At 71.0% G+C, this 20,768-nt stretch carries 18 protein-coding genes and 1 pseudogene; 3 read left to right on the top strand and 16 right to left on the bottom strand.

All coding sequences use genetic code 11. The features are described from left to right. Nucleotides 1-106: 106 nt before the first annotated feature. From ACIOC1_RS12135 to ACIOC1_RS12120, 4 genes are all read right to left on the bottom strand, one after another. Nucleotides 107-2,470, bottom strand: a complete 2,364-nt coding sequence (locus ACIOC1_RS12135) for a glycosyl hydrolase family 65 protein (RefSeq protein WP_391049805.1) — start codon at nucleotides 2,468-2,470, stop codon at nucleotides 107-109. Continuing rightward, nucleotides 2,467-3,210, bottom strand: a complete 744-nt coding sequence (locus tag ACIOC1_RS12130; RefSeq protein WP_401722214.1) for an HAD family hydrolase — start codon at nucleotides 3,208-3,210, stop codon at nucleotides 2,467-2,469. The genes ACIOC1_RS12135 and ACIOC1_RS12130 overlap by 4 nt, the downstream gene beginning before the upstream one ends. A 177-nt stretch (nucleotides 3,211-3,387) precedes the next feature. Further along, nucleotides 3,388-4,044 (bottom strand): SAM-dependent methyltransferase, encoded by a 657-nt coding sequence (locus ACIOC1_RS12125; protein WP_401853686.1) that lies wholly within the window; start codon nucleotides 4,042-4,044, stop codon nucleotides 3,388-3,390. Between the two features lie 185 nt (nucleotides 4,045-4,229). Next, on the bottom strand, nucleotides 4,230-5,267 hold the full coding sequence (locus ACIOC1_RS12120; protein WP_401853684.1) for an NAD(P)/FAD-dependent oxidoreductase: 1,038 nt from the start codon (nucleotides 5,265-5,267) through the stop codon (nucleotides 4,230-4,232). A 132-nt stretch (nucleotides 5,268-5,399) separates the two neighbouring features. Here ACIOC1_RS12120 and ACIOC1_RS12115 point away from each other — a divergent pair, with 132 nt between their 5' ends. Further along, complete coding sequence (locus tag ACIOC1_RS12115) at nucleotides 5,400-6,380, top strand: aldo/keto reductase (RefSeq protein ID WP_401853681.1); 981 nt, start codon at nucleotides 5,400-5,402, stop codon at nucleotides 6,378-6,380. Nucleotides 6,381-6,450: 70 nt separating this feature from the next. Here ACIOC1_RS12115 and efeU read toward each other — a convergent pair whose 3' ends face one another. From efeU to map, 10 genes are all read right to left on the bottom strand, one after another. Then, nucleotides 6,451-7,308: an iron uptake transporter permease EfeU gene (gene efeU, locus ACIOC1_RS12110; RefSeq protein ID WP_355349232.1), complete on the bottom strand. Its 858-nt coding sequence runs from the start codon at nucleotides 7,306-7,308 to the stop codon at nucleotides 6,451-6,453. A 55-nt stretch (nucleotides 7,309-7,363) separates the two neighbouring features. Beyond that, nucleotides 7,364-8,770: an iron uptake transporter deferrochelatase/peroxidase subunit gene (gene efeB, locus ACIOC1_RS12105; RefSeq protein WP_401853678.1), complete on the bottom strand. Its 1,407-nt coding sequence runs from the start codon at nucleotides 8,768-8,770 to the stop codon at nucleotides 7,364-7,366. A gap of 120 nt (nucleotides 8,771-8,890) precedes the next feature. After that, a complete protein-coding gene (gene efeO, locus ACIOC1_RS12100) occupies nucleotides 8,891-10,033 on the bottom strand; it encodes an iron uptake system protein EfeO (RefSeq protein ID WP_355349227.1) in 1,143 nt (380 codons plus the stop codon). A 264-nt stretch (nucleotides 10,034-10,297) separates the two neighbouring features. Beyond that, a complete protein-coding gene (locus ACIOC1_RS12095; protein WP_355349224.1) occupies nucleotides 10,298-10,831 on the bottom strand; it encodes a GNAT family N-acetyltransferase in 534 nt (177 codons plus the stop codon). A gap of 76 nt (nucleotides 10,832-10,907) precedes the next feature. Continuing rightward, a complete protein-coding gene (locus tag ACIOC1_RS12090; protein WP_188284600.1) occupies nucleotides 10,908-11,897 on the bottom strand; it encodes a zinc-dependent alcohol dehydrogenase family protein in 990 nt (329 codons plus the stop codon). Further along, complete coding sequence (locus tag ACIOC1_RS12085; protein WP_391049820.1) at nucleotides 11,894-12,772, bottom strand: ABC transporter permease subunit; 879 nt, start codon at nucleotides 12,770-12,772, stop codon at nucleotides 11,894-11,896. Before ACIOC1_RS12085 ends, ACIOC1_RS12090 begins: the two co-directional genes overlap by 4 nt. Then, nucleotides 12,772-13,737, bottom strand: coding sequence for a sugar ABC transporter permease (locus tag ACIOC1_RS12080; protein WP_355349217.1), 966 nt, complete (start codon nucleotides 13,735-13,737; stop codon nucleotides 12,772-12,774). The genes ACIOC1_RS12085 and ACIOC1_RS12080 overlap by 1 nt, the downstream gene beginning before the upstream one ends. Before the next feature lie 102 nt (nucleotides 13,738-13,839). After that, nucleotides 13,840-15,204, bottom strand: a complete 1,365-nt coding sequence (locus ACIOC1_RS12075) for an extracellular solute-binding protein (RefSeq protein ID WP_391118214.1) — start codon at nucleotides 15,202-15,204, stop codon at nucleotides 13,840-13,842. 215 nt (nucleotides 15,205-15,419) lie between these two features. Continuing rightward, nucleotides 15,420-16,181, bottom strand: coding sequence for a DeoR/GlpR family DNA-binding transcription regulator (locus ACIOC1_RS12070; protein ID WP_188284604.1), 762 nt, complete (start codon nucleotides 16,179-16,181; stop codon nucleotides 15,420-15,422). A 326-nt stretch (nucleotides 16,182-16,507) separates the two neighbouring features. Further along, nucleotides 16,508-17,275 carry a type I methionyl aminopeptidase gene (gene map, locus ACIOC1_RS12065; RefSeq protein ID WP_355349210.1) on the bottom strand — a complete coding sequence of 256 codons (768 nt, stop codon included), beginning with the start codon at nucleotides 17,273-17,275 and terminating at the stop codon, nucleotides 16,508-16,510. Between the two features lie 87 nt (nucleotides 17,276-17,362). Between map and ACIOC1_RS12060 the strand changes: the two genes are divergently transcribed. Continuing rightward, on the top strand, nucleotides 17,363-17,641 hold the full coding sequence (locus ACIOC1_RS12060) for a helix-turn-helix transcriptional regulator (RefSeq protein ID WP_355349207.1): 279 nt from the start codon (nucleotides 17,363-17,365) through the stop codon (nucleotides 17,639-17,641). Nucleotides 17,642-17,784: 143 nt separating this feature from the next. Here the strand turns inward: ACIOC1_RS12060 and ACIOC1_RS12055 are convergent, their stop codons facing one another. Further along, complete coding sequence (locus ACIOC1_RS12055) at nucleotides 17,785-18,393, bottom strand: peroxiredoxin-like family protein (RefSeq protein WP_401722227.1); 609 nt, start codon at nucleotides 18,391-18,393, stop codon at nucleotides 17,785-17,787. 596 nt (nucleotides 18,394-18,989) lie between these two features. Between ACIOC1_RS12055 and ACIOC1_RS12050 the strand changes: the two genes are divergently transcribed. Further along, nucleotides 18,990-20,672, top strand: a complete 1,683-nt coding sequence (locus ACIOC1_RS12050) for a xylosidase (RefSeq protein WP_401853675.1) — start codon at nucleotides 18,990-18,992, stop codon at nucleotides 20,670-20,672. Here ACIOC1_RS12050 and ACIOC1_RS12045 read toward each other — a convergent pair. Next, a pseudogene (locus ACIOC1_RS12045) lies at nucleotides 20,669-20,768 on the bottom strand (IS481 family transposase); the annotation flags it as partial. The gene ACIOC1_RS12050 and the pseudogene ACIOC1_RS12045 overlap by 4 nt on opposite strands.

Here is a 20,768-nt window from a genome sequence, read left to right as displayed (position 1 = left end):
CCTCGGGCGCCCACCCCCGCCCCCCCCCCCCCCCCTTTCACACACCCGGGGGGGGGGGGCGGCCGGCCCCCCGGCGCCCCCACCCCACTGCGTTCCCCGGACGGCCCTAGCCGGGCCGCTGATTGCGGCGGCGCGGCGCCCGGCCCGGGGGCTGCGAGGGCTGCGGGCGGTGCTCGATCTCCGGCAGGTCGCGGCTGACCGGGTGCTCCGCGGTCAGCATGAAGGACTTCTCGTAGTGCAGGACCTCGATCGGCTCGCCCTCCGCGAGGGTGTACGTGGCCTCGCTCCTGGTGACCTCGACGTGCAGCCGGCGCCCGCGGAAGGCCAGCCGGAAGGCGATCCGGCTGAGCGCGTCGGGCAGCCGGGGCGCGAAGCGGATCGGGTCGCCGTCGAAGAGCCGCATCCCGCCGAGCCCCGACACCAGCGCCGTCCACGTACCGGCGAGCGCCGCGATGTGCAGGCCGTCACGCGAGTTGTTCTCCAGGTCGCCGAGGTCGATCAGCGCCGACTCGCCGAGGTAGTCGTAGGCCAGTTGGAGATGGCCGACCTCGGCGGCGATGATCGACTGGCAGTACGCCGACAGCGAGGAGTCGCGGACGGTCAGCGGCTCGTAGTACGCGAAGTTCCGTACCTTCTGGGCGTGTTCGAAGGCGTCTCCGCGCAGGAACATCGCCAGCACCAGGTCGGCCTGCTTGACCACCTGCTTGCGGTACAGGTCGAAGTAGGCGTAGTTGAGCAGCAGCGGATAGTGCGCCGGATCGGTCTCGGCGAAGTTCCACACCTGGTGCCGGGTGAAGCCCTTGGACTGCTCGTGGACCCCCAGCTCCTCGTTGTACGGCAGGGACATCGCCGCCGCCGCGTCCCGCCAGGCCGCCGTCTCCTCGTCGGTGACGCCCAACTCGGCGGCCCGGCGCGGATGGCGCTCGGCGGCGTCCGCCGCCGCGACGAGATTCGCCTGCGCCATCAGGTTGGTGTACGCGTTGTCGTCGCTGATCGCGCTGTACTCGTCGGGCCCGGTCACGCCGTCGATGTGGAAGGCCCCCGCGTGGTCGTGATGACCCAGGGACCGCCACAACCTGGCGGTTTCCGCGAGGAGTTCGAGGCCGATGTTCTCCTCGAAGTCCCGGTCGCCGGTGGTCGTCACATAGCGCACCACCGCGTCGGCGATGTCGGCGTTGATGTGGAAGGCCGCCGTGCCCGCGGGCCAGTACCCCGACGCCTCGGCGCCGTTGATCGTCCGCCACGGGAACGCGGCACCGGCCAGGCCCAGTTGATGGGCGCGCTCCTGAGCCGCAGGCAGTGTGTTGTGGCGCCAGCGCAGCACCTCCGAGGTCGCGCGCGGGGCGGTGAAGGTCAGCACCGGCAGCACGGCCGTCTCGGCGTCCCAGAAGGTGTGACCGTCGTAGCCGGAGCCGGTCAAACCCTTGGCGGGGATCGCCCGTTCCTCGGCCCGCGCACCGGCCTGCAGGACGTGGAAGAGCCCGAAGCGCACCGCCTGCTGGATCTCGGTGTCGCCGTCGACCTCCACGTCCGCCCGGTCCCAGAAGTCGTCCAGGTAGGCGCGCTGCTGCTCCAGCAGGCCGTCCCACCCGGTGTCGCGGGCGCCGACCAGCGCCGCGTCCGCCTGGTCGCGCAGCGCGGGCAGCGACCGGGTCGCCGACCAGCCGTACGCGACGAATTTCTCCAGCCGCAGCCGCTGCCCGGACTCCAGTACGGAGGTGATGGTGAGCCTGCTGACGTCGTCGTCGGACTCCGAGGAGACCTTCGTGGTCGCCTCGGGGCCGTCCACGCGGTGATCGGCGGCGGCGGCCAGCCGCAGTCCGCTGCGGGCCGTGGAGTGCACCAGCCGCAGCCGGGTGCCGGACGCGAAGTTCTCCTCCGGCACCAGCGGGTTCTCCAGCGCGGCGGCCCGCCGCGGGTCGCCCTCGCTGCGCGGCACCTCCTCGTTGGCCACCAGTTCCGACTGCACGACCACCCGCAGGCTGCCGTCCAGCGGCTCCACCTCGTACGCGACGGCGGCCACCGCGCGCTGCGTGAAGGACACCATGCGCGTCGAACGCACCCGCACCGCGCGGCCCGCGGGGGAGACCCACTCGCACACCCGGCGCAACACCCCGGCCCGCAGGTCCAGTTCACGCTCGTGCGAACGGATCGTGCCGTACCGCAGGTCGAACGGCTCGTCGTCCACCAGCAGCCGGATGATCTTGCCGTTGGTGACGTTGATGACGGTCTGTCCGGACTCCGGGTCGCCGTAGGCCGCTTCGGCGTACGGCAGCGGGTGCGTCTCGTGCAGCCCGTTGAGGTACGAGCCGGGCAGGCCGTTCGGCTCGCCCTCGTCGAGGTTGCCGCGCCAGCCGATGTGCCCGTTGGAGACGGCGAAGACGGACTCGCTCTGCGGCAGCACGTCCAGATTCAGTTCGGACTCGCGCAGGCTCCAGGGGGCGACCTCATAGGCGGGGTCGGTGATCACGCGGTCACTCCGATCAGGTCGGCGAGGTCCTTCACGACGGTGTCGGCGCCGTGCTCGCGCAGCGCGTCGGTCTGTCCGACCCGGTCCACGCCGACGACGAAGCCGAAGTGCCCGGAGCGGCCCGCGTCCATGCCGACCAGCGCGTCCTCGAAGACCGCCGCGCGGGCGGCGTCGAAGCCCAGCTCCTCGGCCGCGGCCAGGAAGGTGTCCGGGTGCGGCTTGCCCGGCAGATGCCGCTCCTTGGCGACAACACCGTCCACCCGTACGTCCAGCAGGTGCTCGATGCCCGCGGAGACCAGCACGTCACGGCAGTTGGCGCTGGACGACACCACCGCCGTGCGCAGGCCCGCCGCCCGTACCGCCTCCAGATAGCGCACCGAGCCGGGGTAGGGGCGTACGCCCTCGGTGCGGATCTTCTCCAGCACGACGTCGTTCTTGCGGTTGCCGAGGCCGTTGACGGTCTGCCGGTCCGGTGGGTCGCCGTCCTCGCCCTCGGGCAGTTCGATGCCGCGGGCCCGGAGGAAGGTGCGCACGCCGTCGGCGCGCGGACGTCCGTCCACGTACGCGTCGTAGTCCGCCTTCGCGTCGAAGGGGCGGAAACCCTCGCCGTCCCTGTCCCGCAGGAAGTCGTCGAAGGTCTCCTTCCACGCGGCCGCGTGCACCAGCGCGGTCGGCGTCAGCACGCCGTCCAGGTCGAAGAGGCACGCTCGTACGCCATGGGGCAGTCCGATCTCCGTCATGCCGCACAGGTTCCCACTGATACCCGACACCATGCCGACCAGGGGGTGAAGACCCCCGTGTCGCCGAACGCCGGGCGAGCGGGAGGCGCGAGGTCCGCGACCCCGCCCGCGTCGCGCGTGTCGTGCGCCGGGTCCGGGTGCCGGGTCCGGGTGCCGCCCGGCGTGTCGTGCGCCGGGTCAGCCGGACACGGGGAGCCTGCGGACCTTCACGGCGTTGTCGGTACGCGTGGTCGGGCGCCCGTCGGGGTCGTTCTGGATCCGCTCGTGCTCCGCGCAGAGCAGCACCTCCCACGCGCCGTCCGGCAGTTCGAGGCAGGCCAGCACCTCCTGCGGCGAGGGCAGATGCACCTCAGGGTGCGGGTTCTTCTCCCAGGCGGGGAAGCCCGAGTGGCCGACGACGAGCAGGACGCCGCCGGGCGCGACGGCCGCCGCCGCTGTCCGCAGGATCTCCTCGCGCGGCATCTCGCCCGGGGTGTGCAGGAATTGGGCCGAGACGAGGTCGAACGCGCCCTCGGGGAAGGACACGCCGAGGTCGTGCCGCTGCCAGTCGATCCGGTCGCCGACGCCCGCCTCCTCGGCGTGCCGCGCCGCGCGGTCGAGCGCGACCCCCGAGATGTCGGTGGCGGTGACCCGCCAGCCCTGCCGGGCGAGCCAGATCGCGTCGCCGCCCTCGCCGGAGCCCAGGTCGAGCGCCCGGCAGGGGGGCAGCCCGGCCACCTCGCGGACCAGGACCGTATTGGGATCGCCGCTCCAGATCCGCTCGCTCCCGGAGTAGCGGGCGTTCCAGAACTCCTCGCCCTGGAGTTCCTCGGTCGCCGGAGTGTTGTCGGTCATCGGCCTGTCCTTGCCCTTCGTGAGTTTTGTGATCTTCGTGGAGCGCGCCCGCACGGGCGTGTCGCCGTCGTCCGCGCGGTGGCGTCGGCGCGTCGTTCCCTTACGGGTCGGTGCCGTCCTCGTACCGCTGGAAGCCGTCCTCGTACCGCTCGGTGCCGTCCCCGTACCGCTGGGAGCCGCGCGCCCTACGCGGTCGGCGCGGCGCCCGCCGAAGCGCGGCGCGCGGCCACCGCGGCCAGCGTCTCCTGCTCGGTCAGATCCGCGTTGATCGCCGCGGCGGCCCTGACACCCGCCGTGGCGCCGCCGATGAGGATCTCGACAGGTGAGGCCACATTGCCCGCGACCCAGACGCCCGGCACGGCGGTGGCGCCGGTCGGATCGGCCTCGACGCGGGTGCCGATCGGCACCCCGCCGATCTCCTGCTCGACCGTGGTCAGACCGAGGTCCGCCAGCAGATCCGTCCTGGCGTCCAGGCGGGTGGACACCACCAGCGCCTGGCAGGGGATCACCCGGCCACCGGCCAGTGTCATACCGGTGAGCCGGTCGTCGGTCACCTCCACGGCGGCCACCTCGCCCTCGACCACGGCGATCCCGCGGGCGGCCAGCCGCTCGTACTGCTCGTCGTCCGGCTCGGGCGCGGTGTGCACGAAGAGGGTGACGTCCTGGCTCCACTGCCGCCACATCAGCGCCTGGTGCACCGCCAGCGGGCCGGTGCCCAGCACGCCGATCGCCTGGCCGCTCACCTCCCAGCCGTGGCAGTACGGGCAGTGCAGCACCTCGCGCCCCCACCGCCCGGCCAGCCCCCGCACCTCGGGCAGCCCGTCCACCAGGCCGGTCGCCAGCAGCAGCCGCTCGGCGCGGACCGCTGAGCCGTCGTCCAGCCCGACGCGGAAGCCGCCGCCGCCGAGCCGCGCGGCCGAGACGGCCCGGCCCTCGGCGGTCTCACCGCCGTAGCGGGCGACCTCCTCCCGGCCGGTGGCCAGCAGCTCCGCGGGCGTCGCGCCTTCGCGGCCCAGATAGTTGTGAATGCCGTCGGCGGGCGCGTTGCGCGGCTCGCCCGCGTCGATCACCAGCACCGAGCGGCGCGCCCGGCCCAGCGTCAGGGCCGCGCTCAGCCCGGCCGCCCCGCCGCCGACCACCACGATGTCGAAGCGCCGCTCCCCGGCCGCCTCCGTACGCGCCGCCGCCTGCCCGTTTCCGTTCCCGCTCACCTTGTCGGTCATGGTGACCACCTCCGAGCACGGAGCATCGGACACCTGGCGTGCGGGCGGCAAACTTTGTTGCCGGAACAGCAATATTGATCCGGGTCGGCCGGGGTACCCGTGGACAAGGGGACCACGACGCGAGGAGACGGCATGGAGTACACCCGGCTGGGCACGACGGGCCTGAAGGTGTCACGGATCGCCCTGGGGATGATGAGCTACGGCGACCCGGCCAACCGGGCGTGGATGCTCGACGAGGAAGCGTCCGAGCCTCTGGTGCGGCGGGCCGTCGAGGGCGGTGTGACGTTCTTCGACACCGCCGACATGTACTCGCTCGGCCGCAGCGAGGAGATCACCGGACGGCTGCTGAGCAAGCTCTTCGGCCACCGCGACGACTACGTGCTCGCCACCAAGGTCTGCCTGCCGATGGGACCGGGCCCCAACGACGGAGGGCTGTCCCGCAAGCACATCCTGGCGGGCATCGACGCCTCACTGCGCCGGCTCGGCACCGACCACGTGGACCTCTACCAGATCCACCGCTGGGACTACGAGACCCCCATCGAGGAGACGATGGAAGCGCTCGCCGACGTCGTCCGCTCGGGCAAGGCCCGCTACATCGGCGCGTCCAGCATGTTCGCGTACCAGTTCGCCACCGCCCAGTACACGGCGAAGGCGGCGGGACAGCCACGCTTCGTGTCGATGCAGAACCACTACAACCTCGTCTACCGCGAGGAGGAGCGGGAGATGATCCCGCTCTGCCGGGAGCAGGGCGTCGGCGCCATCCCCTGGAGCCCGCTGGCCCGCGGCCTGCTCGCCGGATCACGCGGCAGGGACGGCGAGCGCAGGACCGTACGCTCCGGGAGCGACGCCTACGCCGACGAGCTGTACACCGAGGCCGACTTCGACGTGGTCGACGCCGTCCGCTCCGTCGCGGACGAACGCGGCGTGCCCATGGCCCGGATCGCGCTCGCCTGGCTGCTCAGCCGACCGGCCGTGACCGCCCCCATCGTCGGCGCCACCAAGCTCGCCCACGTGGACGACGCCGTCGGCGCGGTCGAGGTGACCCTCACCGACGACGAGATCGCCCGTCTCGAAGCGCCTTACGTCCCGCACACGATCCGCGGCCACCGGTGACGTCCGTCGGCCGCGCGCGGGCCCCGGCCACGGGACCGCACGCGGTCCCGGAGCGGGCCGGTGCCTCAGGTCAGCGCGCGGTCTCCGGCTGCGACGGCTCGGGGGAGACCCGCGCGGCCGGGGCGGGGCGACCGCCGGAGCGGCGGAAGAAGAAGTACAGCGTGGGCACGAGGTAGACGCCCCAGGCGCAGACCTGGAGCACCGTCGGGTCCGGCTGGAAGTTGAAGACGCCCTTGAGCAGGGTGCCGTACCAGCTGTCCGGCGGGATCGTGGAGCTGATGTCGAAGGCCAGGCTGTTCAGGCCGCCGATCCAGCCCGCCTCCTGGAGGTCGTGCAGACCGTACGCGAGCACACCGGCCGCGACCACGACCAGCATGGCACCGGTCCAGGTGAAGAACTTCGCCAGATTGATCCGCACCGCGCCCCGGTAGAACAGCCAGCCCAGGATCACGGCGGTGACCAGACCGAGCATCGCGCCGATCAGCGGACGGACGCCGTCGTCGCTCGACTGCACGGCCGTCCACACGAACAGCGCCGTCTCCAGGCCCTCGCGGCCGACGGACAGGAAGGCCGTGACGACCAGCGCGGTCGTGCCCATCGCGAGCGCGGCGTCCAGCTTGCCGTGCAGCTCGGCCTTCAGGTGCCGCGCGGTGCGGCGCATCCAGAACACCATCCAGGTGACCAGCGCGACCGCGATGATGGACAGCGAACCGCCCAGCGCCTCCTGGGCCTTGAAGGTCAGCTCCGACGAACCGAACTGGAGCAGCGCGCCGAAGCCGAAGCTCAGCAGCACGGCGGCGCCGATGCCGGTCCAGACCGGCGGCAGGCTCTCGCGCCGCTCCGACTTGACCAGGTAGGCGATCAGGATGCAGACGATCAGGCTGGCTTCCAGGCCCTCTCGCAGGCCGATCAGATAGTTGGCGAACACGGCGGTACTCCAGGGGCCGGGACGGGTGGGACGCTGGTCGGGGGGAGGGGCGGGGTCAGCCGAGCAGGGACTGCCCCCACCATTCGCCGGATTTCCGAACGCCGGGCGGGCAGGCGAAGTGCGCGGAACCGACGTGCTGGATGTACTCGTTGAGCGCGTCGCTCGCGGCGAGCCGCCGCTGCAACGGGACGAACGCCTTACGGGTGTCGCGCTGGTACGCGAGGAAGAACAGACCCGCGTCCAGCCGCCCCAGACCGTCCGAGCCGTCGGTGAAGGAGAAGCCGCGGCGCAGGATCATCTGCCCGGCGTTGCTGTCCGGATGGGCCAGGCGTACATGCGCGTCCTTCGGCATCAGCCCGAGGTCGGGCGTGTCGCGCTCGCGCTGCTTGCCGTACGGCGCGCCCTCGCCCTTGGTGCGGCCGAACACGTCCTCCTGCGCCTGGAGGCCCTCGCGGTCCCAGGTCTCGATGTGCATACGGATCCGGCGCGCGACCAGGTACGAGCCGCCGGTCATCCAGTCGGGACCGTCCCCCGGCCCCGCCCACACATGGCCGTCCAGCGTCGATGTGTCGGTGCCCGACACATTGTGCGTGCCGTCCTTGAAGCCCATCAGATTGCGCGGCGTCTGCGCGTCCGGCGTCGTCGAGGACGTCTTGCCGAAGCCGAGCTGCGACCAGCGCACCGACACCTTGCCCATGCCGATCCTGGCGAGATTGCGGATCGCGTGCACCGCGACCTGCGGATCGTCCGCGCACGCCTGGACGCACAGGTCGCCGCCGCTGCGGGCCGGGTCGAGATTGTCGCCGGGGAAGTGCGGCAGGTCGATCAGCGCCGCAGGGCGCCGGGCACGCAGACCGAACCGGTCGGTGCGCGTGCCGTCCTCGGCGACCTGCTCGAACAGACTCGGGCCGAAGCCGACCGTGAGGGTCAGCCGGGAAGCGGGCAGGCCCAGCGCCTCACCGGTGTCGTCCGGCGGCGCCTCGGCCGGCCCGTCCACCGCGCCCGTGCCGACCTCGCGTCCCGCCGTCATCGCGGCGGCGGCGCTCGTCCACTCCTTGAGCAGCGCGGCCAGCTCAGCCTTGTCGTCGGTGAGGACGTCGAATGCCGCGAAGTGCAGCCGGTCCTGGACGGGGGTGGCGATGCCCGCCTGGTGCTCACCGTAGAAGGGGACGGAGCCGTCGGAGGACGCGGAGCCGCCGTTCGTACCGCTGGTCACCGCCGCCGCGACCGAGCCGCCGCCCGCCGCGCCGAGGGCGAGTCCGGCACCGGCCCAGCCCATGACCGCGCGGCGGCTGAGCGCCCGGTGGGTACGGTCGTCCGCGGATGTGTCGGTGTTCGTGCTCGTGTCGGTATCCGTGCTCGTGTCCGCGGTCGTGCCCTGTGGGGCGGTCGAGGCGGGCTCGGCGCCCTCGGGGTCTGCGGGGGTGGACTCGGTGCCGCCGGTACCGGCTGCTTCGTCCATGAACGGTGGCCCTTCTATCGGTTCTGCGTCGTGCGTACCGCAGCCGTGACCCTCCCTGTGCGGGAGTGCCACGGCTCGGTGAGCTGCGGTTTCGGCGCCCGGGCAGCCGGGCGCCGAGGGTTACTTGGCGGGTGCGACAGCCGCGGCGAGCTTGGACAGCGGCTCGGCGAGCGAGTTGACCGCGTCGGAGAACGCCTTGCGCTCCTTCTCGGTGACCTTGTCGTACGAGACGAAGCCGTCGCCCTGCCGGTACTTGTCCAGCAGCGTCTGGATGTCGGCGAATTCGGTGTCCAGGGTCTTGGACAGCGCCGGGTCCTTCTCGGCGGCGACCGGCTTCAGCAGCTCGTACGCCTTGCGGGCGCCCGCCACGTTCGCGTCGAAGTCCGACAGGTCGGTGTGGCTGTAGCGGTCCTCCTCACCGGTGACCTTGCCGGTGGCGACCTCGTCCAGCAGCTCCTTGGCGCCGTTGGCCATGCTGGTCGGCGTGATGTCGGCGGTGCCGACCCGCTTCTGCCAGTCCTTGAGGTCGGCCACCAGCGCGTCGGCGAGGGTGCTGTCCTCGGGGGTCAGCTTGCCGTCGGCCCACAGCGCCTTCTCCAGCCGGTGCCAGCCGGTCCACTTCTGGCCGTCCTCCAGACCGTCCTCGCGGGTGTCGGTCTTCGGGTCGATGTCACCGAAGCTCTCGGCGACCGGCTCGGTGCGCTCCCAGCCGACCCGCGACGGGGCGAAGGCGGCCTTGGCCGCGGCCACGTCACCGGCCTTGATCGCGTCGGCGAACTTCTGCACCAGCGGGATCGTCAGGTCGGCCTGCTCCTGCGCGTACTTGCGGTACGAGGCGACGGCCTCGTCGAGCCGCGGGTCACCGGGCTTGGGCGCGTTGGCGCCGGTCACGGTGATCTTCTGCCGGATGCCGTCGCCCTTCATGCCCGGCTTGCAGGCCACCTCGTACGTGCCCGCCTTGATCTGCGCGGTGATGGTGGCGCTGGTGCCGGGGCCGATGTTCTCCCGCTCGGTGACGATGCGGTCGCCCGGCGCGTAGACGTAGACCTCGGTGACCTTGGAGCCCTTGTTGTGCACGTCCAGGCTGACGGAACCGGCGGGGAACTCCGTGCGCGAGACCTTGCAGGAGCTGTCGGCCGCGTCCACCCGTATCGCGCCGTCGGACGAGGCGTCGTTCTTCTTCGCGCAGCCGGTGACGGCGGCCGTGCCGAGGACGACCAGGGAGAGCAGGGCGACAGCGGAGGCTCTGGGCACGGCAGGCATGGGTCAACAACTCCACGGGCGGGAAAGGGGCGAAGACGACGACGGGTGCGCAGGCAGGGAAAAACACACGGTTTGCCTTAGGCAAGGCAAACCTTAGTGAAAAGCCTGTGACGTGTCCATGTGATCAGCGTCGCTCCCCGACAGGCCGACAGGCCGACAGGCCGACAGGCCGACAGGCCGGCGGACCGACTGACCGACTGACCGACCGGCGGGCCGACCTGGCCGACGGGCCGGCCGACCGATCCGGGCCCGGTCCTCCACGGCTCAGGCCCGGTATTCGGTCAGGTCGATCGCGTGCACCCGCACCGGGCGGCCGGACACCGGGTGGGTCGTCGTGCGGTCCGGGACCATGCCGAGCTTGCGCATCACGTTCTCGGAGGCGTCGTTGCCGAGCTGTGCGATGCTGATCACGCGGTCGAGGCCGCGGTCCTGGAGGGCGAACTCCAAGGTGGCGTGAGCGGCCTCCGACGCGTAACCCTGCCCCCAGAACTGGCGGCCGAGCCGCCAGCCGATCTCCACCGCGGGCAGTACCTCGGGCAGGAACGTGGGCACGGACAGCCCCGTGAACCCGGCCAGTTCGCCCGAGGCGAGGAGTTCGACGGCGAAGAGGCCGAAGCCCTCGTCGTCCCACTCCTCCTCCCACCGCTCGATGGACTCCGCGGTCTGCTCCAGGTCGCGGGGCAGCCCGTCGCCGATGTAGCGCATGACCTCCGGGTCGGCGTTGATCTCGGCCATCGGCGCGATGTCGTCCTCGCGCCAGCGGCGCAGGACCAGGCGGGGCGTGCGGATCTCGGTCATGGCCCCATCCTGTCGAAGTCCGCGGCCGGGTCACAATCGGCTTCCCCGGCGGACACGGCCGCGGCGCCCGCAGGGCTCAGGGCACCACCTGGATCTTCCGGCCCTTGCCGGCCTTGAACCGCTCGAGCGCCGACGCGTAGTCGACCAGCGGCAGCCGGTCGCTGATGAAGACCTCCGGGTCGAGCACCCCGCCCGCGAACAGCTCGGCGGCCCGCTCGTAGCTGTGCAGGACGGCCATCGAGCCGGTGATGGTGATCTCCTGGTTGTAGATGCGGTACGGCTCGATCGTCGCGCGCGCGGCGTAGTCGGCCACGCCGAACTGGAGGAAGGTGCCGCCCTTGCCGACCCGGTCCAGCGCGTCCTGGATGGCCTGCGCGTTGCCGGTCGCGTCGATCACGACGTCCCAGCCGCGCGGGCGGGCGATCTCGTCCGCGTTGGTCGCCACCTGCGAGCAGCCCAGCGCCGTGGCCGTGGTCAGCCGCTCCTCGTTGATGTCGACGACGTCGACGGTCGCGGCGCCGGTCCGCTTGGCCAGCTCCAGCATCATCAGGCCCATGGTGCCGGAGCCGTAGATCAGTACGTGGCTGGCCAGTTGGCTGCGCAGGATGTCGTAGCCGCGTACGGCGCAGGACAGCGGTTCGATCAGCGCCGCGTCCACCGTCCGTATGTGCTCGGGGAGTTTGACGCAGTTGGCGACCGGGGCGACGGCGAATTCGGCGGCGCCGCCGGGGACGGTCACGCCGATCGCGGCCCACCGCTCGCACAGATTGCTCCGCCCGATCCGGCAGTAGTGGCACTCGTGGCAGTACAGCGACGGGTCGACCGCCACCTGGTCGCCCACGGCCAGCTCGCGGACCTCGGAGCCCACGGCGACGATCTCACCGGCGAACTCGTGCCCCGGCACGATCGGCAGGGTCGGGGCGAACTCGCCCTGGAGGATGTGCAGATCGGTGCCGCACAGACCGCAGGCCGCGACCTGGACCACGACGTCCCGGGGGCCGGGCGCCGGGTCGTCGACGGTCTCGATGCCGACGACACCGGGGGAGCTGATGACGGCTGCTTTCACTTGACGGCTCCAAGAGAGAGGCCCTGGACGAGCTTGTCCTGGGCGGCGAATCCGGCGGCCAGTACCGGCAGGGATATACAGACGGCGGCGGCGCACACCTTGGCGAGGAACAGGCCCTGGCTGGTGACGAATCCGGTGAGGAACACCGGCGCGGTACCGGCCACCACACCGGTCAGCACCCGCGCGAAGAGCAGTTCGTTCCAACTGAAGATGAACGAGATCAGCGCGGTCGCGGCGATCCCCGGGGTGACGACCGGGGCGATGATCCGTACCAGGATGGTCGGCAGGCCCGCGCCGTCGATCGAGGCGGCCTCCAGGATCTCCACCGGGACCTCGGCGAGGAACGAGCGCATCATCCACACCGCGATCGGCAGATTCATCGAGGTGTAGAGCAGGATCAGCAGCCAGATGTTGTCCAGCAGACCGGCGTTCTTCGCGATCAGATAGACCGGCAGCAGGCCCGCGACGGCGGGCAGCATCTTGGTCGACAGGAAGAAGAACATCACGTCGGTCCACTTGCGCACCGGCTTGATCGACAGCGCGTAGGCGGCGGGGAAGGACAGCACCAGTACGAGGGCGGTGGAAACCGCCGCCGCTGTCAGGGAGTTGACCAGCGGCGGCCACGGGCTGACGCCGGTGCCGGAGCCGAAGAACTCCCGGTAGCCGTGGAGCGTCAGCGACGCCCCGAGCTTCGGCGGGTTGGTCGCCGCGTCCTGCTCGCTGTGGAAGGAGGTGAGCACCATCCACGCGAAGGGCAGGAAGAAGACGATCCCGCACAGCCAGGCCAGCAGGCCGAGCAGTGAGCGGTTGCGCCGCTCCTTGCGGGCGGCGGGCGCCGTACGGCGGCGGGCGGTGGTCACGGAGACGGTAGCCATCACCGGGTCTCCTCTCGGAACAGCGACGAGACGGTGCGCAGCGCGAAGGTGGCCACGATGATCGACAGGATGACCACGATGACGCCCGCGGCGGACGCCTGCCCGTAGTCGTGCGCCTGGTAGAAGGTCGTGTAGACGGTGTAGGGGAGGTTGGCGGTGCCGAGACCGCCGGAGGTGATGGTGAACACGGCGTCGAAGTTCTGCACCACGTACACCGACCCGAGCAGGGCCGCCAGTTCGAGATAGCGGCGCAGGTACGGGAAGGTCAGATAGCGGAAGATCTGCCAGGTGCCCGCGCCGTCCACCCGCGCCGCCTCGGCGATGTCCATCGGCCGGCTCTGGAGCCCGGCGAGCAGGATCAGCATCATGAACGGCGTCCACTGCCACACCAGCGACGCCTCGACGGCCAGCAGCGGGTGGGTGGACAGCCAGTCCGGCTGCGGCGCGTTATCGCTGCCGAACAGCTTCCACAGCCAGTTGAGCGAGCCGTTGATCAGGCCGTACGACGCGTTGTACAGCGCGTGCTTCCACAGCAGCGCGGACGCCACCGGTACCACCAGGAACGGCGTGATGAGCATGGTGCGCACGATGCCCCGGCCGAGGAACTTCCGGTCGAGCAGCAGCGCGAGGCCGAGGCCGAGCAGCAGGCTGACCAGGACCACGGAGACGGTCAGCACGACCGTGGTGGTCAGGGCGTGGCGCAGTTGCGGGTCGGTGAACTCTTCCTTGTAGTTCTGGAGGCCGGCGAAACCGCGGTCACCGGGGTCGAGGGCGTTCCACCGCATGAACGAGATCACCAGGGTGCCGACGAACGGCAGTTGGGTGACCACGATCATGAAGACCAGGGCCGGCAGCAGCGGGGCCCGCCGGACCCAGGCGCCGGGGGACCGGCGCGCGGCGGGCGGCGCAGGCTCTTGCTCGGTCTGCGGCGCGCGGATGCGTCTGGTGAGGGATGGGGTGCTCATGGTGTCAGTCGTCTCTCTCCGCTTCGCGCCCCGGGCCCGCCGCCCGGCCCCGTCGTGCGGGGGGCCGGGGGCGGCCGGGACCGTCGGGTGGGGCGGTGGCGGTCAGTTGCCCGCGTACTTGTCGGCGACCTTCTCTGCGAGCTTCTGGCTCGCGGACAAGGCGCTCTTCACGCTGGTCTGGCCCGCGATGGCGGAGCTGATCTGCTGCGAGACCTGGGTGCCCAGATCGGTGAACTCGGGGATGCCGACGAACTGGATGCCGGGCGCGGGCCGCGGCTGGATGCCCGGGTTCGTCGGGTTGGCCGCCTCGAGCGCGGTCTCGGTGGCCTTGGCGAACGCCGAGGCGGAGGCGACGTAGTCCGGGTTCTGGTACGTGGAGGTGCGCTTGCCGGCCGGGACCCGCGACCAGCCCAGTTGCTTGCCGACCAGTTCCTCGTAGCCCTTGCCCGACGCCCACGAGATGAACTTCCAGGCGTCGTCCTGGTGCTTGCTGGCCTTTTGCAGGCCCCAGGCCCAGGTGTAGAGCCAGCCGGAGCTCTTGGTCTGGTCGACCGGAGCGGGCGCGTAGCCGAGCTTGCCCGCCACCGGGGAGTCCTTGGCCTCCAGTGAACCGGCCGCCGACGTCGCGTCGTACCACATGGCGACCTTGCCCTGCTCCAGGTCGTTGAGGCACTCGGTGAACCCGGCCTGCGGGGCTCCGGCCTCACCGTGGGCGCGCACCAGGTCCACGTAGAACTGCGTCGCCTTGGTGAAGGCGGGGCTGTTGACCTGGGCCTTCCAGTCCTTGTCGAACCAGGTGCCGCCCATGGTGTTGACCACGGTCGTCAGCGGGGCGATGACCTCGCCCCAGCCGGGCTGGCCGCGCAGGCAGATGCCCTTCATGCCGGACTGCGCGCCGTCGACCTTCGCGGCGAGGTCCGCGACCTGCGCCCAGGTCGGGTTGGCGGGCATCGTCAGGTTCTTCGCCGCGAAGACGTCCTTGCGGTACATCAGGAACGACGACTCGCCGTAGAAGGGCTCGGCGTAGATGTCGTTCTTGTACGTCAGCGACTGCTGGAGCGCGGGCAGGATGTCGCTCTGCGCGAAGGCCGTGTCGGACTTGGTGTGCGCGGTGAGCGGGGCGAGCCAGCCGTTCTTGGCGTAGATCGGCGTCTCGTAGTTGCTGATGGTCGCGACGTCGTACTGGCCGGCCTGGCTGGAGAAGTCCTGGGTGATCTTGTCCCGGACGTCGTTCTCGGGCAGCACCGTGAAATTGACCTTGATACCGGTGGACTTGGTGAAGTTGGCGGCGGTGAGCTTTTGAAGGTCCTCCATCTGCGGGTTGTTGACCATCAGTACGTTGATGGAGTGACCGCCGGAGCTTCCGCCGGAGCCGCCGGCGCCGGAACAGGCCGCGAGCAGGGTGCCGCAGACGGCGAGGGCGAGCGGGGGCAGCAGGCGGGGAAGGCTTCTCGTTCTCGGTGTCATGATTCGTCCCTTTCATGACCGGGGATGAGGGTGGGTGGAGCGGGAGTCGTGGTGCGGGAGGGCAGGGGGTAGCCCGGATCGGCGTACTGGGGAGGTGCGGAAGGCGGGGGGAGCGCCGGGACTGCGGGGGGGGGGCGGGGCCTGCGGGGAGCTCGGAGATCGCGGGGGAGGTGGGGGGAGGGGAAGGGGGGAGCGGCGCGGGGCGGGCCCGCGGGTCAGACTCTGAAGACGCGGGGTCCCAGAAGTGCGTAGCGGTGCGCCTCGGCGCTGGACAGACCGGTGTCGGTGACGATCGCCTCGAAGTCGCCGACCTGGGCGAAGCGGCAGAAGCTGCTCGCGCCGAATTTGCTGTGGTGGCCCATGAAGATCCGGCGCCGGGAGACCTCCAGCGCCTTGGCCTTGACGTCGGCGACCACGGGATCCGGTGTGGTCAGGCCGAGTTCGCGGGAGATGCCGTTCGACCCGACGAAGGCCAGGTCGATGACGAAGCCCGCGAGCATGTCGCAGGCCCAGGAGCCGACGGTGGCCAGCGTCCGGGCCCGGACACGGCCACCGAGCAGCAGCACAGTGGTGTTGGCGGAGTCCGCGACGGCCGCCGCGGTGGTCAACGACGCGGTGACCACCGTCAGCGGCCGGTCGCTGGGCAGCAGCGCGGCGAGCAGTTGAGGGGTGTAGCCCTCGTCCACGAAGACGGTCTCCGCCTCGCCGAGCAGCTTGACCGCCTCGGCCGCGATCCGTCGCTTGTCGGCGACATGCAGCGTCACCCGCTGGGCGAGGTCGGTCTCGAACCCCGCGCCCTCGACGGGATAGGCGCCGCCGTACGTCCTGCGGACCAGACCGCGGCTCTCCAGTACGCCCAGATCGCGGCGGATGGTCTCCGGCGCCACCTTGAGATCGGCGGCCATCACGGTGACCTCGACCTGACCCTGGTGGCGCGCGAGCGCGAGGATCCGATGTTGGCGTTCTTGTGCTCTCACGGTCACCACCTGTCTCTTCGCCGGTCCGGGCAAGGCGTGCCCGGTTTTGCCCGTGGAAGAGTTATACCAACGCTACTTTGACAGGGACCGGCCCATAACGGACAACAAACTGCCCGGTGTTACCCGGACCGGTCGGCAAGAGTGCCAGTTCAGAGGGTGTATTGGCGATCAGGTGGTGTGGTGGTTGGCCATACGGCCCGTGGAAGTGCCCGTTTCGGACGACGGGCAGGCAACGGGCGGCCCGCGGGGCACGCGGCGTGCGCCGGACGTGCGAGCGGCGGGCGGCCGACGGGTGGACCGCGGCGGGCGGCGGCGCCCGGGACGGATCAGACGAGCGTGAGGACGCGCGGGCCCTGCTCGGTGATCGCGACGGTGTGCTCGATGTGCGCGGCGCGGCTCCCGTCGACCGTGCGCAGCGTCCAGCCGTCCGGGTCCGTACGGTATTCGTCGCGCCCGCCGGACATCAGCATCGGCTCGATCGCGAGGACGAGCCCGTGGCGGAGCGGGAAGCCGCGCCCCGGCCGCCCGCGGTTGGGCACGTGCGGGTCCTCGTGCATCTGGCGGCCGATGCCGTGGCCGCCGAAGTCGGTGGGCATGCCGCAGCGCGCCGTGCGCGCCACCGCGCCGACCGCGTGCGAGATGTCGCCGAGGCGGTGGCCGACGACGGCCGCCGCGATGCCCGCGTCCAGGGCGCGCTGGGTGGCGGCGATCAGCTCCACGTCCTCGGGCCGGGGCGTGCCCACGATGAAGCTGACCGCGGCGTCGCCCGCCCAGCCGTCGAGCACCGCGCCGCAGTCGATGCTCACCAGGTCGCCGTCGCGCAGCCGGTAGTCGGTGGGAATGCCGTGCACGAGCGCGTCGTTCACCGACGCGCAGATCACCGCGGGGAAGGGGGAGGGGGCGAAGGACGGCTGGTAGCCGAGGAAGGGGGACGTGGCGCCCGCCTTGTCCAGGACGGCGTGGGCCGCCGCGTCCAGGTCCCGAAGCGATACGCCGACGGCCGCCGCCTCCCGTGCGGCGGCGAGCGCCTGCGCCACGACGCGCCCCGCCTCGCGCATCGCGTCGAGCGCCGCGTCGGTCTTGATCTCCACCATGTGCTGTGACTCCTCGTCGTGCGGGCGGCCGGACTCCTTCCGGCCGCGGCCTCGCCCAATACTTATACCGGTATTAGTATCACGGGCATGGTGAGAACACCCCTGACCCCCGAGGAGCGCGCCCGCGGCGAACGCTTCGGCGCACTGCTCCGCGACGCCCGCGGCGACCGCAGCATGGTGGACGTGGCGGCGGCGGCCGGGGTCTCCGCGGAGACCCTGCGCAAGATCGAGACCGGCCGGGCCCCGACCCCGGCCTTCTTCACCGTGGTCGCCCTGGCGGCGGCGCTCGGCCTGTCCCTGGACGTGCTGGCCACGGCCTGCGCCCCGGAGGAGATCGGGGAGGCGGTGCGGGCACTGTCGGCGTGAGGGCGCGGGAGGTGCCGTGGGCGGGCGGTACGACGGGAGCCGGCCGGTCGTACGGCCTCAGGTACGGCGGGCGCGCCGCTCGCCGTGCCGAGCGGACACGCCCGGCGCCGTGGGGACCCGGCCGGACCGTGGCGCGACGGCCGTCAGGCCGGGGCCTCGGTGGGGTCGGCCGGCGCGGTGGCCGCCGCCTGCGCCGCGTGCGCGAGCAGTTCGTCCACCGACCACTGGTCGTACGCGTGCTCGCCGTACTTCGCCGCGACGATCCGGCCGTCCGGGGCGATCAGGAAGTCGGCGGGCAGGCCGAGGCTGCCGCCGGTCGGCACGACCGGGGCCATACGGTTGCGGCGCCGGACCGTGCCCCACATCGAGCTGCCGACCGCGCGCGCGATGGCGGGCCAGACCCGCGGATCGGCCACCGCGCGGATCGAGGTCTCGACCCCGAACTCGCGGTAGAGCGTCTTGTCCGGGTCGCCCACCACGGCGAACGGCAACTCGGCCTCGTACTTGAGCAGTTCCTCGTCGGGGGCGTGGAAGACCACGACCTCGTGGATTCCGGCGGCCCTGATCTCGTCGGCCCGCCGGACGAAGGAGCGCAGGTGCAGATTGCAGACCGGGCATCCCGCGAACCGCCGGAATTGCAGGTGCACCGGATATCCGGCCTCGGGAACGGCGACGGTCTCCCCGGTCATCGTGGTCAGGACGTGTGACGGGGCTAAATCCCCCGCGGTGAAGGTCGTTTCGGTCTTCCGCACCGGCTTGTCTCCTGTCGGTAAAGCGTCGGGAGGCGTCGGGAGGCGTCGATTCGGCGGAGGCGCCGCGAAGGTACGGCAGCGCTGTCGCGGACGGGCGCGATGAGTGGCGACGCTGCCGCTGTCGAGAATAGTCGGCCGAGCGGCGGCGCGTCCGGCCGAACGCTGGGGCCGATTGTCAGCCGAGATATTTGACGATGCCTGACACTATCTGAATCATCCCCTCCGACCTTTCGTGCCCGATACGGACGTTCAACGCGCCTTTCCTGGGCGCCATTCGGGAGAATTCCGGAGGAACCGTCAATCAGGTCTAGACCCTTGACGCACCATTGGATTCAGCAGTTGAATCGACGCGTGCCCGATACCGCTCGTGTACGGAAGATCGGCGTGAAGGTGCGTGTCAAGGGACTGTGCGCGCCGGACCCCACCGCAAGTCAGCGTAATTCGAGCGGAATTCACCGGGCTGGCCGCGCGCGCCCCGCGCGGCCCACCACGGAACACTGAGTTCATCTGTTGAACAGGCCAACAGCATGAACCCCCACACTCAGTCCACCGATACGCCCGGCGGTCCCGCCGCGCGTCGCCGTTCGGAGTCATCCATGGCAGTGTCACGTCGCAAGTTCGTGAGCGTCACCGCGGCCGGTACGTCCGCCGCCGCCCTCGGCGCCCTGGGTCTGGCCGCGAGAGCCTCGGCGTCCGCCGTCTCCCCGTCCGCGTCGGCCGCCCCCGCCGCGAGCGGGCCGGGAGACGTGGTCGGGAAGGTCACGGTCGGCTATCAGGGCTGGTTCGCCTGCATCGGCGACGGCGCCCCGATCAACGCCTGGTGGCACTGGAGCCCCAACTCCAGCCAGCCCCCGTCGCCGTCCAACACCGGCATCGTCGCCTGGCCCGACATGCGCGACTACACCAAGACGTACCAGACCGCCTACGCGAATCTCGGCAACGGCCAGCCCGCCACGCTCTTCTCGTCCTACGACCAGCAGACCGTGGACACCCACTTCCAGTGGATGCAGCAGAACAACATCGACACCGCCGCGCTCCAGCGCTTCAACCCCGTCGGCGGGGAAGGCCCGACGCGCGACGCGATGGCCACCAAGGTGCGCAGCGCGGCGGAGTCGCACGGCCGGAAGTTCTACATCATGTACGACGTCACCGACTGGACCAACATGCAGTCGGAGATCAAGACCGACTGGACCAACAAGATGAAGGCCCACACGGCCTCGTCCGCCTACGCCACCCAGAACGGCAAGCCGGTCGTCTGCATCTGGGGCTTCGGCTTCAACGACGACAAACGCCCCTGGGCGCCCGCGCCCTGCCTGGACGTCGTCAACTGGTTCAAGTCCCAGGGCTGTTACGTCATCGGCGGCGTACCCACCTGGTGGCGGACCGGCGACCGCGACTCCCGCGCCGGATTCAGCGACGTCTACCACGCGTTCAACATGATCTCGCCGTGGATGGTCGGCCGGATCGGCAACGTCTCGGACGCCGACAACTTCTACAACGTGGCGACCGTCCCCGACCTCGCCGAATGCGCCGCCCACGGCATCGACTACCAGCCGTGCGTCCTGCCCGGCGCCGTCACACTGCGGCAGCGCGCGCACGGCGACTTCATGTGGCGGCAGTTCTACAACATGTGCCGGGCCGGGGTGCAGGGCATCTACATCTCGATGTTCGACGAGTACAACGAGGGCAACCAGATCGCCAAGACCGCCGAGTCCCAGGCTTTCGTGCCGACCAACTCCGGGTTCCTGGCGCTGGACGAGGACGGTACGGCCTGCTCCTCGGACTACTACCTGCGGCTGACCGGCGACGGCGGCAAGATGCTCAAGGGCCAGATCGCCCTCACCGCGGTCCGCCCCACCCAGCCGACGACCACCACACCGGGCGGCGGCACCGGTACCGTGATCAGCCTGCGCGCCCGCGTGAACAACAACTACGTGACCGCCGAGAACGCCGGAGCCGCGGCCCTCATCGCCAACAGGACCGCCATCGGCGTCTGGGAGCAGTTCGACATGACCGACGCGGGCGGCGGCAACATCGCGCTGCGCGCCCACGCCAACAACCGCTACGTCAGCGCGGGTTCCGGCAATCTCATCGCCGACTCCACCACCGTCGGCGCCGCCCAGACCTTCACCCTCGTCCACAACTCCGACGGCAGCGTCAGCCTCCGCGCCCAGGCCACCAACCAGTACGTGACCGCCGAGAACGCGGGCGCCGCGCCACTGGTCGCCAACCGGGCCGCGATCGGCGCCTGGGAGAAATTCGACCTGATCACCGGCTAGTTGTATTGACCTGGAGGGTTGTTGACGCGGGTGATGGGTGGCTGGCCGCCGAGTGCGGTGTGGGTGCGGTGGTGGTTGTAGGTGTGGAGGAAGTCT

Source organism: Streptomyces sp. NPDC088197, from assembly GCF_044741185.1.
Classification (GTDB): Bacteria; Actinomycetota; Actinomycetes; order Streptomycetales; family Streptomycetaceae; genus Actinacidiphila.
Note: the sequence above shows the minus strand (reverse complement) of the source record. Positions and strands in the feature narration are given on the sequence as shown.